The organism is Prevotella mikamonis (assembly GCF_055381405.1).
Genome location: NZ_AP035785.1, coordinates 2,170,948 through 2,183,550, shown reverse-complemented (window position 1 = coordinate 2,183,550; position 12,603 = coordinate 2,170,948). Strand labels below are relative to the sequence as shown.

Here is a 12,603-nt window from a genome sequence, read left to right as displayed (position 1 = left end):
GAACTATCCAAAGAACATGTAACAGATTAAAATGGCTGCAACAGTACCCACTAGGTCGGCCAGCAGACCGCATGTCACGGCATGGCGAGTATAGCGTATGCCCACACTGCCGAAATAAACGGCCAGTATATAGAACGTGGTATCGGTAGAACCTTGGAACAAACAACTCAGCCTACCGACGAAAGAGTCGGCTCCGAAGTGTGTCATAGCGTCGAGCATCATACCTCTTGACCCCGAACCGGATAGCGGTTTCATCAACGCCGTAGGCAAAGCATCCACCCAGTTACTATTCAATCCCACCAAATCTACGCCCCATTTCACGCTTCCTACCACTGCATCCATAGCACCCGAAGACCGGAACACACCGATGGCAACCAAGAAAGCTACGAGATAGGGGATAATGCGGACTGCCGTGGTGAATCCCTCTTTCGCACCTTCGACAAAGGCATCGTACACATTGATTTTCTTTCTCATGCCCGCTAGCATGAATCCTACGATAATCGACATGAGCAGTATGGCCGTCACCGACGTGCTGACGGTATTCATCATCGTTGGTGTCATCTGGCTGAATGTCCATACCACGCCCGCCATGAACAGGCTGATACCGCCCAGGGTTAGCAGCAATGTGCGGTTGAACAGATTGATTTTCTGATACAGGGAGGTGATAATGACTCCACCAAGCGTTGCCACAAAGGTGGCAATGAGTATCGGTAGGAAAACATCTGTGGGCTGGGCAGCCCCCTGTTGCGCCCTGTATGAGAGGATAGAAACGGGGATTATCGTCAGTCCACTGGTATTCAACACCAGAAACATAATCATCGGATTGGTAGCTGTATCCTTCTTCTGATTCAGCATTTGCAATTCCTGCATGGCTTTCAGTCCCAGCGGTGTGGCCGCATTGTCCAACCCCAGCATATTGGAAGCTATGTTCATGAAGATGCTACCCATTGCCGGATGCTCCTTTGGAATGTCGGGAAAGAGCTTGGTAAATACCGGTGAGAGTACACGCGCCAACACATTGATGAGTCCGGCACGTTCGGCTATCTTCATCAGACCGAGCCACAGAGCCAGCATTCCCGTCAGACCAATGGAGATTTCAAATGCCGATTTCGACGAATCGAATGTAGAATTCATGAGTTCGGGAAACACGGTTGTATCGCCGAATACAACCAATCGCACCAATGCCACAACAAAGGCGATGAGGAAGAATGCTATCCAAATGTAGTTCAGTACCATATACGGGAGGCTATTGCCATGCAGTCGAGCGCCATCAGATATCTGTCTCCGATTGTCGAATGCAGTCTATTTTCTGCAAAGATATAGATAATAATTTAGAAAACGAAATAAAAGTCAGTGGTTACCTGTATACACTGACAAATCGTAAGAAATATGACTGCTTCTATCAAAAAAATATCATCCTTATATCGCTTCTATTTAAATAGTTCACAAGATCTTGTTTGAATTTATCACAATAACCCCCAGTAAAATATCACAAAAACTATCAATAAATTACCACAAAACATCGTAATAGAAGGCAACAAATATCACCAATTTATTTGTAATACCAACTATTCTACATAATTTTGCATGATTAAAGAAAGGAAAGTGTTATGAACTATTTACATCGTATGGCAGACGACCTCTTAAAAGAACGTCTAGAGGCTTTCGGAGCTGTTTTAATAGAAGGGCCTAAATGGTGTGGCAAGACAACTACAGCCGAACAGATAAGCAAGAGCATCATTAAACTGCAAGACACCGATATGCGTGAGGAATACTTGGCTACCATTTCGTCAAAGCCTTCTTTGCTCCTACAGGGTGAACCGCCATTACTGATAGACGAATGGCAAGACGCTCCTATTCTGTGGGATGCTGTACGTACGATGGTTGACAAGCGTCAGATTCCAGGACAATTCATCCTTACAGGCTCAAACTCCGTAGACAAAAACAACATCAGACATTCTGGGAATGGGCGTATCTCGCGCATGCAGATGCTCCCGATGAGCCTTTGGGAATCTGGAGAATCCAATGGAAAGATTTCGTTACAAGCACTTTTTGACCATCAGAATCTTGATATTGATGGGATTACATCCGATATGAAGATAGAAGACCTTATCTATGTAGCATGTAGGGGAGGCTGGCCTGCCACTATAAACATGAAGAGCGACAAGGCAAAATTGCTTGTCGCAAGGAATTATGTAGATACAGTTTGTCGAGAAGATATATCAAGAATTGATGGAGTAAAGAGGGATGAACAGGTCGCAAGAGCTGTCATGCGTTCTTACGCACGTAATATTTCAACACTTGCAAAAAACACCTCGCTTCTGACAGATGTCGTATCTTCAGGAGAAGCAACCCTCACCACAAACACTTTTGAGGATTACGTAACAGCGCTCAAACGCCTGTTTGTAATTAGTAATGTTGAGGCATGGTGTCCGGCTATACGAAGTAAGACGGCTATACGTAGCGGTTTAAAGCGAGCATTTATCGACCCTTCGATTGCTGTCGCATCATTGGGATTGACACCACAAGCCCTCATGACTCAACTGAAGACATTCGGATTTATCTTTGAACAGATGTGCATGCGAGATTTAAAAGCTTACACACCGGATTTTGATAGTCACCTATCTTATTACAGAGATCGCTACGGACTGGAGGCAGATCTTGTCCTTCATCTATCAGACGGACGGTATGCACTTATAGAATGTAAGTTGGGAAGTCGCGAAATAGAAGAGGGAGCTGCACACTTGCTTAAAATAAAACACCTCATTCAGGTACATAATGAGACCGAGAAGCAAGTACCTCTCACAGAGCCAAATCTCCTTATCGTACTTACAGGTGGATATATGGCATATACAAGAAATGATGGAGTGAAGGTAATACCACTTGCGTGCCTGAAAGACTAGCCCTTTCACCTATACCCCAGCACCGTCATGCGCGACTCTTCGAATATATCCTGCGCCACGGCCTGTACCTGCTGTATGCTCACGCTATCTATCTTCGCATAGAGCGAGGTGGTGTCTTTTTCCCAACCATAGTGCAGAAAGCTCTTGCCAAAGTCGAGTGCGAAGTTCTCGCGATTATCGCAAGCCACACCTATCTGCCCTTTGATTTGCTTCTTGGCAGCATTCAGCTGGCCCTCTGACAGCGGTGTAAGCATCACGCGGTCAAGTTCTGAGCGCACCAACCGGCGGCAACGCTTCACGTCGTGAGGGTCGCAACCGAAGTAGACCCCCCATAGTCCCGTATCTCCATAGTTCACCATACTGCTGTCGACGGCATACACCAGACCGTTGCGTTCGCGCAACGACAGGTTGAAACGGGCATTCATACCTGGTCCACCCAAGATGTTGTTGAGCAGATAGAGCGCCATCCGCCGGTCATCATGCACACCGTAAGCCCTATTGCCCATCATGATATGCGCCTGATGCGTGCCGCGGTCAACGATGTTTTCGCTGGCCTGATAGGGTGGTAATTCTTCTCTCATATCGGGGCGCAGGGCATCCTGTGCAGCGAAGTCGCTGCCTTCGTGTCCACCTGTAGCAAAAGTACGCATGAGCAACCTCACCAATCGTCCGAAATCAACATTGCCATAAGCAAAGAAGATGGCATTGCCGGGCGTGTAATACTTACGGGCGAAGCGCAGGGCATCGGCTGTCGTGAAGCTCCGCACGCGCTCGGCCGTACCCAGGATGTTATGCCCTAACCGATGACCTCGGAAGATAGCATTCTCAAAATCATCGTAGATAAGTTCCGACGGAGAGTCGTTGTAACTCTCTATCTCGTCGCATATCACCTCCACCTCTTTATCTATTTCGGCTTGGGGATATGTGCTGTGAAATACGATATCGGTCAACAGGTCGACAGCCCGCTCCATGTGTTCGTGCAAGATTGCCGCATAGTAGACGGTATCTTCCTTGTTGGTGAAAGCATTCAGGTCGCCGCCGACGCTCTCCAGACGGTTGATGATGTGCCATGCCCGTCGATGCTCCGTCCCTTTGAAAGTGACATGCTCGCAGAAGTGTGCCAACCCCTCTTCGCCGGGTGCTTCGTCGCGCGACCCCACATTGAGCTGATAGCCACAGTAGAGTACGGGAGAAGCCGATGGTAAGTGGATGATACGCAGACCGTTGTCCAGCGTAAAAGTATTATATTTCATTGCAATGATAGCACTAACTTGTTTTTCCACTACTTTTTCTTCAGCCAACAGTAGATGGGGTAGTGGTCGCTGTTCTTGATACTGTTGTCTACCCGGCAGCCGTAAGGTGTCCAGTCGTCCGAGCACATGATATTGTCTATCCGCACGAAGAAGCCCGAATGATGATAGGAAATACCAGGCCCAAGCCCACTCTCCACGTAGCAGTCGGTGAGATTGCGGGCTATCGTGCGCCGTGTATAAGAGATAGGATTGTCGTTGAAGTCGCCGCATACTATTATGCTCCGGCCTTTGTGTTCACTGATAAAGCGTGCTACGGCCTCGGCTTGCGGACCGCGTTTCTTCGCCGCTTCCCCCAGCTTGTCTATCAATCGTTTCGATTCGGTCTTGGCCTCTCTGGCTTCCACATTGCCTTTCACCATCTGCTTGAAGTTCGCCTTGTCTTCCATCGACAGTCCCGTAGTCTCCAGATGGTTGTTGACTACGACGACCGTATCGTCGTTTATCTTCACTTCGTAGGCCATGGAGAGGTTGCCTGGAGAGGCATAGTGTATGCGTTGGCGAGAGATGATAGGATATTTGCTATAAAGGGCGATACAGTCTCCACCCCGCCCTTTTACCGCGGTATCGCAGTATTGGTACAGGGGTTTGAGCTTTTCTTCGACCCGTTGCTGACTGATTCCGCTTGGCATAGCCTCTTGCAGACACACGATGTCGGCATTCTGCTCCACGATATACTCCAAGATGGCATTGTCCTCGCCGGGCTGTGTCTCCCATCCGCAAAACGACAAGACATTGTACGAGAGCACCTTGATAGCGTCTTCCGGGGCTGTCTCTCGCACGTTAAAGGGACAATAGGTGCGAATCGGGGCGTAACAGAGCAGGAAACCGGCCAGCGGTATCAGCACCATGCGCAGCCTGAAGACCACCCAAAAGAAGGTAAATCCCAGATTAATGACCAGCAGAACAGGAAATACCAGTCCGGCAGAAGCCAGTACAGGATGATCTACAGGGTTCAGCCTGTCAGAAAATCCCACCAGTAGCATCACGATAATGGTGGCAATATTAGCGCCTGCCACCATGCGGAAAGTAAATTCTTTGATAGTCTTAATCATTGACGAGCGACTAATTGCGATTGCTATTCTCGAAAAGCCTGCGCTTCTCTTCGGCCGTCAGACTGTCGTATCCGCTTCGGCGAATCTTGTCCAGAATACGGTCTATTTCTTCCTGTTCAGCATGCTTGCGGGCATTGTAGTCCCAGTCGCTCTGTCGGTCTTGTGGTGCTTCCGTGCCACGCGTATCGGCCTGTCGATGGCTGCGCTGCTCCCATCGGTTACGCAGCGAATCAAAGAACTGTGCACCTTGCGAGCGTCCATAGCCTTGGGTTGGATGATTGCGCCAGTAGCGAATCATGAAAAAGCCGAATACCATACCGCCCAAGTGGGCCAGATGGGCTACGTTGTCGTTGGCAGTACCCAACAGCGAGAACACTTCGATACCGGCATAGAACACTACGAACCACTTGGCCTTGATAGGAACTGGCAAAGGGAAGATGAAGATGCGTTCTTCGGGAAATATCATTCCGAACGCCAGAAGGATGGCATAGACAGCCCCCGATGCCCCCACCGTGGTCCATGTGTTGAGTGCAGCACCCAACTGTGTGGCCACAGCTCCCAGTTCCGAGATGCCAATAGTGGGGTCTTGCCCATGCACCGTCATATAGAACGATACCAGCTGGGCCAATTCCTGAAACAGCCCGGCACCGACACCGCACGATATATAATAAAACAAAAACTTGCGAGGTCCCCACACATTCTCTACCACCACGCCGAACATCCACAGCGCGAACATGTTGAAAAACAAGTGCATCCAGCCGCCGTGCATGAACATATAGGTAATCAGCTGGTAGACTTGGAAGTCGGGAGCGAGGAAAAAGTGAAGTCCGAAGATGTCGTTCAAATCAATACCCATCGTCGTCAGAGCCAGCATGCAAATAAACGCCAGCACATTGATGATGAGCAGATTTTTCGTCATTACAGGTATATTGCGCATAGTTCTCTCCTTTTCTTTTATGATATATAATGTCGCAAAAGTACGAAAAAACCGCGAAATCAACAAAACTATTACCACGAGTTAAAAAAGCTGGCCACTTGTCGCAGCCACCTGCACCTAGAGCCAACACCATTGTCAGCGGAAAACGTCACCCGACAAGGTTACCCCGGCCGTTAACTCCTATTAACTCAAATCCTTAACTCCCACTGACTCCATTCATTATTCCACTTCCCAAATATCGTTTGTCTCCAGCAGTTCATTGAAAGTGTGGTACGATTTGGCTGCCTTCACCTGCTCCACCTGTTTGTTGAGGCAGCTGTCGTAGGTCGGGGCATCGACGTCGCGAATCACGCCCAGCGCCACGGGAAATCCCTGTTCGGTATCCATCATGGCCAGTTTCAACTGCAAGGTGTTGTCTGTAGCATGGGCATCGTGTACCAGTATATCATCGATGGTGACGCCGTCCTCGCCCAGTTTGGCTACCCGCAGTCCGAATCCTTCCTGTACCAGCCCGTATTCCATGTGCTCGCCGAAGAGCAACGGCTTCCCATGCTCCACGTAGATGGCATTCCTGCTGCGTCCCTCGCGCGTGTAGACAGGGTCGTAAGCACCATTGTTGAAAATCATGCAGTTTTGCAATATCTCGCATACCGAAGCCCCCTTGTGCTTCCAGGCAGCCTTGAGTATATCCACGGTGTGCTGCCCGTCGTTGGCCACGGCGCGTGCAAAGAAGCGCCCACGCGCACCGAAGCAAAGCTCGGCCGGCCGAAACGGGTCTTGCACAGTGCCATAGGGACTCGACTTCGAAACAAACCCACGGGGCGAGGTTGGGCTGTACTGCCCCTTCGTCAGGCCGTAGATACGATTGTTGAGCAGTATCATATTGATGTCTACATTGCGTCTTACGGCATGGATAAAGTGGTTTCCGCCGATAGCCAGACCGTCGCCGTCGCCACTCACCTGCCAGACGGTCAGTTCGGGGCGCACGATTTTCAGTCCCGTAGCCACCGCGGCGGCGCGTCCATGAATCGTTTGCAAGGCGTATGTATTGGTATAATACGAGAGCCGACCGCTACAGCCGATACCCGTAACGACTGCTGTCTCGTGGGGGGCGACGCCGATTTCGGCCATTGCTTTTTCCAAGGAGTTGAGAAAGAAATGGTCTCCACAGCCCGGACACCAACGGGGCTGCCCTTTCTTAAAATCACTTGCGTTCATATATCAGACTCATTAGGTTCATACGACGTGAGGTGTCATCATGCTTTCAAAGGCTGCCACCAGCTCGCTCACGACGAATGGTTTGCCCTTCACCTCATTATATTGCAGTGGCACGAAACCGTCTATCTTCATACGCAGATAGCCGGCAAACTGCCCCATATTCTGTTCTGCCACCACCACGCGGGGATAGCGACGCAGCACCTCGGCCGTGTTGGCCGGCAGCGGATTGATGAATTTGAAATGGGCCAAGGCCACCCGATGCCCGCGTCCACGCAGTTCGCGCATGGCCGTACACAGATGTCCGTAAGTTCCACCGAACCCGACGATGAGCAACTCGGCATCTTCACTGTCGCCGATGACGCGCACATCGGGTACAGGAATGCGTGCCACCTTCTCTGCACGCAGCCTCGTCATGAGCTGGTGGTTCTCCGGATTGTTCGAGATACTGCCCGTGGCATTGTCTTTCTCCAGTCCACCCAGTATGTGCATGAACCCCTCCTGGCCTGGAACGGCCCAGTAGCGGGCGCCTGTTTCAGGGTCGCGCCCGTAGGGATTGTAATGGCCTTTCTGTGCTTCGGGGGCCAGATGAGGCTCGATGTCGGGCCACTCTGCGATATTCGGAAGCCGCCATGCCGCCGAACCATTGGCTATATAGGCGTCGCTCAACACCACAATAGGCGTCATGTGCTCCACGGCCAGCTTGCAAGCCATGTAGGTCGAGTAGAAACAATCGGTCGGTCCGGTGGGAGCAATCACGGGCATCGGACTCTCGCCATTGCGTCCGAAGAGTACCTGTAGCAGGTCGGTCTGCTCGCCTTTCGTAGGAAGTCCCGTCGACGGGCCGCCGCGCTGAACGTCTATCACCACCAGAGGCAGCTCGTCCATCACGGCCAGATTCATGGCTTCTGACTTCAGACAGATGCCCGGACCCGATGTAGATGTCACGGCCAGTGCACCGCCAAAGGCTGCACCGATGGCACTCGCACAGGCACTCAGTTCGTCTTCGCACTGCATGGTGATAGCTCCCATCGACCTGTGCTTGGACAGTTCGATAAGTATATCGGTAGCCGGCGTGATGGGATAAGAGCCTAGAAACAGCTTCAGTCTGCTGCGTTCGGCCGCCGCCAGCAGTCCATAGGCAGTGGCCTTGTTGCCCGTGATGTCGATATAACGGCCAGGCTTCTTGTGATGGCTCTCTATGCGGTAGGTGGCCGGCACACTCGCATGCGTGTTTGCTCCATAGTCGTAGCCGGCATTCACCACCTTGATATTGGCCTCGGCCAGTTCTGGCTTGCGCGCAAACTTCTTACGCAGGAAGTCGGCTACCAGCTGCCTCTTGCGCCCGAAGAGCCAGCACACGATGCCCAGCGCGAACATGTTGCGGCATTTCAGGACAGATTTGTTGTCCATTCCCGAATCTTTCAGCACCTCTTTCACAAAACCCGTGATGGGGCATTCCACCACCCTGTCGGGGTCGATACCCAGTTCGCCGAGGTAGTCGTCGGTCTTGAATTCAGCCTTACGCAGGTCGTTCGGTCCGAAATCGTCCACGTCGATGATAATTGTGGCTTGCGGTTTGGCATACTTATACTGTGTTTTCAAGGCCGCGGCATTCATTGCCACCAGTACGTCGCACAAATCTCCGGGGGTGAGTGCCTCGTCTTCCGAGATATGTACCTGATACCCCGAAACACCCGTAAGCGACCCTTGCGGAGCGCGGATGTCGGCAGGATAATCGGGAAAAGTAGATATATCATTGCCCTCGATGGCCGATACCGTAGAAAAGATAGTTCCCGCCAGCTGCATGCCGTCGCCCGAATCGCCTGAGAATCTGACGACCACCTGTTCCGGTTCTTTTATTTCCAGCCCTTCTGTCATAAGTGTTATACCATTTATTAGATTATCGAATCAAATTGTACAAAGAGGTTTCCTACTCCGCATCGCCCAATACGCCGGCGCGTTGCAGCAGCGGAACGATATTTTCGGCGTAGGTACGCTCCTTCTTTTTTATCTGATTATACTCCTCCAACAGGTCGGGATGGTCTTTGAGCAAGTCGGGCATCACTTTCTCATTGATGATTGTGACCTTCTTTTCGCCTGGTGTCACGATGTAACATACATTCTGCTTGGCCAGTTTATTGCTCGATGCAGCCATAGCCAATCCGCCCACAAGACCGAACATACTGGCAGCCATTGACTTGGCATACATCTTCGCTACATCGAAATAGAGAATGAGATAGCGACCGTCGGCCATCTTGTACCCACGGGCATAGCCTCTGCCGAATGCCGTTCCGCGGTCTTTGAGATGATTTAAGTTGAAAAGCAAGGTGTCACGATACATCACTGCCACGGCTTCTTTTCTGAGCAGGCGGCGTGTTGCCTTGTTGTCGGAATCGAACTTGAAGTCTTTGCCGCCCCACCACATCTGTTTGGTACGGCTCTTGGTGACCACCATCACGGAATCGATATTGCTCCAATGCCCCGCCTTCAGGTCGTCGTATGTGGCACAATACTGCACCGTGGTCATGGTAGAAGTGGAATCCAGCGAATTGGTATCGTAGACTTCATTGGTCTGCGCACACACATTCTGTCCTAACAAGGATAGCATGGTAAAAAGCATGAATGCTGCAAAATTCTTTGTTTTCATCTTGTATTAAAGTTAATTAGATAGTGATTATCAGGGCGGTATGTCCACATAGCTGCATGGACAAGACAAAAGTAGGAAAAAAAAGAGAATCAACAAATTTTCAGCATCGTTTTTTGATTTTACTGCAAAGGCCGGACAGCATCGCTGCAAGGGCTTGGCAGCACTGCTGAACAGGCTTTGCAGCAACGCTGCCGAACCTCTGCAGTAATTTCAGAGGGTGATTTGTAGGGGAGAATTAAGAATTATATGTGGTGGAAACACGGTATTATCGGGAAGTTGACTATCTTTGCAGGGATGAACAGAATATTGAAAACGGTCAGGCACTATCCGCTGACAGTGGTAACGGCAGCGGTTATATGGGTGGTATGCCTGATGCCGGTGCCCGAAACTCCGCTCTCTCATGTATCGCTGGTAGATAAATGGACACACGTGGCCATGTACTGCATGCTGTGCAGCATCGTATGGACGGAATACATACGCGGGCATAAGTCCATCGTGTGGGGACGGGCATTCGTCGTAGCTTGCATCGCTCCGCTCATTATGGGCGGACTCATAGAGATAGCTCAGGCCACTTGTACGGGCGGTCGCCGAAGTGGCGACTGGCTGGATTTTGTTGCCGATGGCGTGGGCGTGTTGTTGGGATTGCCTATCGGTATTCTGCTGGCAAAGTGTCTCGCCAGGCGCTGAAAGGCGATTGCAACAGATGGGAATTGTAGAAACGACGGTCGCCTGTCACCTCCTGCCCGATGAATTCGGGCTTCTCGTAGGTCTCGTTTTCATCGCTTAGCTCCACTTCTGCCATAATCAGCCCGTCGTTATCGCCATGAAACTCGTCGACTTCGAAGACATGACGACCGCTCCTGACGAGGTAGCGATGTTTGTCGATGACGCCTCCACGGCACAATGCCAGCAGATGGGAGGCCTCATCGAGCGTGATTTCTTTCTCGAACTCGTAGCGCGACATACCCCCGTTGACCGACGGTCCTTTGATGGTGAGGAATGCCTGCTGGTCGCGCGTGCGCACTCTTACCGTAGCACCTTGTGCCGGGATATAGCCTTGCCGGATGTGGCTACAAGAAAAGGCGGCACGCTTGTACATGTCGCCTTTCTTAACGAGGAATTTCCTCTCAATTTCTACTCCACTCATATTGATTATACGATAAAGACCGAATAAATGGCAAATGCAATGGCCAATACGATTAAACCTGCAAATATCCAGTTGATAACTTTCTTGGCTTGCTTCTCTTGTTTGGCAGCGCGTTGTTCGCGATGCAGTTTGCTGTTGTTACTCATATATTTTTTATTAAAGGTTAGTCTGTCGGTAGATGGCAGGGGGTTGAAGCAGATAAGATATGGCAGAGGGTGTGTCTGCCCCCACGACTCTTTTACTACTCTTCCTCCGGATACTCCATGAGGTAGGCCTTGATGAAGTCGTCGAGCTTGCCGTTCATCACACTGTCCACATCATTGGTCTGATAGTTGGTGCGATGGTCTTTCACCCGACGGTCGTCGAATACGTAGCTTCGTATCTGGCTTCCCCATTCTATTTTCTTTTTGCCGGCCTCTATCTTGGCCTGAGCTTCAAGCCGTCGCTTCATGGCGCGGTCGTAGAGCTGCGACTTGAGCAGCTGCATGGCCTTGGCTTTGTTCTTGGGCTGGTCGCGTGTTTCGGTGTTCTCTATCAGGATTTCTTCTTGCTCGCCAGTGTCGGGGTCTTCATACTGATAGCGCAAACGCACACCCGACTCGACCTTATTGACGTTCTGACCGCCCGCACCACCCGACCTGAAGGTGTCCCAAGAGAGACGGGCAGGGTCTACGAAAACTTCGATGGTGTCGTCGACCAGCGGTGTGACGAACACACTGGCAAAACTTGTCATGCGCTTGCCCTGTGCATTGAACGGCGATACGCGTACCAATCGGTGTACGCCATTCTCGCTTTTCAGATAGCCGTAAGCGTATTCACCACCCTCTATTTTCATCGTGACGCTCTTGATGCCGGCCTCATCGCCATCCTGCAAGTTGCTGATGGTGACGCTATAGCCATGAGCTTCGGCCCAACGCATATACATACGCATGAGCATGGACGCCCAGTCCTGGCTCTCAGTGCCTCCGGCTCCGGAGTTGATTTTCATCACACAGTCCATCGGGTCTTCTTCCTGACGGAGCATATTCTTGAGTTCGAGCGCTTCGATACATTCGGTGACTTTGGCATAAAGGCTGTCGACCTCTTGCTCGGTGACCATTTCGTCGCGGAAAAAGTCGAAAGCCAGCTGTAGTTCGTCGGTGAGTTCTCTTACCTGTTTGTAGTCTTTGAGCCATTTCTCGATGCTCTTCACCTTCTTCATCTGTTCTTGGGCACGCTGCGCGTCTTCCCAGAAATCGGGGGCCTGGGTGCGTAGTTGCTCCTCTTCGAACTCCACTTTCTTCTGGTCTATATTCAGATAACGGTGCAATGCGTCGGCACGCTCCATCACATTCTTGAGTTGGTCGGATGTAATCATTTATTTATGGGGTGTGTCAATAGAGCGTA

Annotated in this window: 12 protein-coding genes; 2 read left to right on the top strand and 10 right to left on the bottom strand. The window is 50.9% G+C overall.

Translation table 11 applies throughout. From position 1 onward, the window contains the following. Window positions 1-3: 3 nt before the first annotated feature. Entirely contained in the window at window positions 4-1,236 is a 1,233-nt protein-coding gene (locus ACZ42L_RS09170) for a nucleoside recognition domain-containing protein (RefSeq protein ID WP_464715909.1), read from the bottom strand. A gap of 374 nt (window positions 1,237-1,610) precedes the next feature. Between ACZ42L_RS09170 and ACZ42L_RS09165 the strand changes: the two genes are divergently transcribed. Continuing rightward, window positions 1,611-2,903, top strand: a complete 1,293-nt coding sequence (locus ACZ42L_RS09165; RefSeq protein ID WP_464705906.1) for an ATP-binding protein — start codon at window positions 1,611-1,613, stop codon at window positions 2,901-2,903. Window positions 2,904-2,908: 5 nt separating this feature from the next. Here ACZ42L_RS09165 and ACZ42L_RS09160 read toward each other — a convergent pair whose 3' ends face one another. From ACZ42L_RS09160 to ACZ42L_RS09135, 6 genes are all read right to left on the bottom strand, one after another. Further along, the gene (locus ACZ42L_RS09160) at window positions 2,909-4,156 is read right to left on the bottom strand and encodes a M16 family metallopeptidase (RefSeq protein ID WP_464716994.1); all 1,248 of its coding nucleotides are present in this window, start codon (window positions 4,154-4,156) and stop codon (window positions 2,909-2,911) included. Window positions 4,157-4,185: 29 nt separating this feature from the next. Next, the gene (locus ACZ42L_RS09155) at window positions 4,186-5,268 is read right to left on the bottom strand and encodes an endonuclease/exonuclease/phosphatase family protein (protein ID WP_464715908.1); all 1,083 of its coding nucleotides are present in this window, start codon (window positions 5,266-5,268) and stop codon (window positions 4,186-4,188) included. Window positions 5,269-5,278: 10 nt separating this feature from the next. Beyond that, complete coding sequence (locus ACZ42L_RS09150) at window positions 5,279-6,205, bottom strand: rhomboid family intramembrane serine protease (protein ID WP_464715907.1); 927 nt, start codon at window positions 6,203-6,205, stop codon at window positions 5,279-5,281. A gap of 219 nt (window positions 6,206-6,424) precedes the next feature. Further along, window positions 6,425-7,423: a 2-oxoacid:ferredoxin oxidoreductase subunit beta gene (locus ACZ42L_RS09145; RefSeq protein WP_464715906.1), complete on the bottom strand. Its 999-nt coding sequence runs from the start codon at window positions 7,421-7,423 to the stop codon at window positions 6,425-6,427. Between the two features lie 18 nt (window positions 7,424-7,441). Continuing rightward, window positions 7,442-9,301 carry a 2-oxoacid:acceptor oxidoreductase subunit alpha gene (locus ACZ42L_RS09140; RefSeq protein ID WP_464715905.1) on the bottom strand — a complete coding sequence of 620 codons (1,860 nt, stop codon included), beginning with the start codon at window positions 9,299-9,301 and terminating at the stop codon, window positions 7,442-7,444. A gap of 52 nt (window positions 9,302-9,353) precedes the next feature. Then, the gene (locus ACZ42L_RS09135) at window positions 9,354-10,070 is read right to left on the bottom strand and encodes a DUF6563 family protein (RefSeq protein WP_464715904.1); all 717 of its coding nucleotides are present in this window, start codon (window positions 10,068-10,070) and stop codon (window positions 9,354-9,356) included. 246 nt (window positions 10,071-10,316) lie between these two features. Between ACZ42L_RS09135 and ACZ42L_RS09130 the strand changes: the two genes are divergently transcribed. Next, window positions 10,317-10,757 (top strand): VanZ family protein, encoded by a 441-nt coding sequence (locus tag ACZ42L_RS09130; RefSeq protein ID WP_464702512.1) that lies wholly within the window; start codon window positions 10,317-10,319, stop codon window positions 10,755-10,757. Here the strand turns inward: ACZ42L_RS09130 and ACZ42L_RS09125 are convergent. From ACZ42L_RS09125 to prfB, 3 genes are all read right to left on the bottom strand, one after another. Then, a complete protein-coding gene (locus ACZ42L_RS09125; RefSeq protein ID WP_464705898.1) occupies window positions 10,717-11,217 on the bottom strand; it encodes a CYTH domain-containing protein in 501 nt (166 codons plus the stop codon). The genes ACZ42L_RS09130 and ACZ42L_RS09125 overlap by 41 nt on opposite strands. Before the next feature lie 5 nt (window positions 11,218-11,222). Continuing rightward, window positions 11,223-11,363 carry a hypothetical protein gene (locus ACZ42L_RS09120; protein WP_464698514.1) on the bottom strand — a complete coding sequence of 47 codons (141 nt, stop codon included), beginning with the start codon at window positions 11,361-11,363 and terminating at the stop codon, window positions 11,223-11,225. A gap of 95 nt (window positions 11,364-11,458) precedes the next feature. Then, window positions 11,459-12,574 carry a peptide chain release factor 2 gene (prfB, locus tag ACZ42L_RS09115; RefSeq protein ID WP_464698512.1) on the bottom strand — a complete coding sequence of 372 codons (1,116 nt, stop codon included), beginning with the start codon at window positions 12,572-12,574 and terminating at the stop codon, window positions 11,459-11,461. Between the last annotated feature and the right edge of the window lie 29 nt (window positions 12,575-12,603).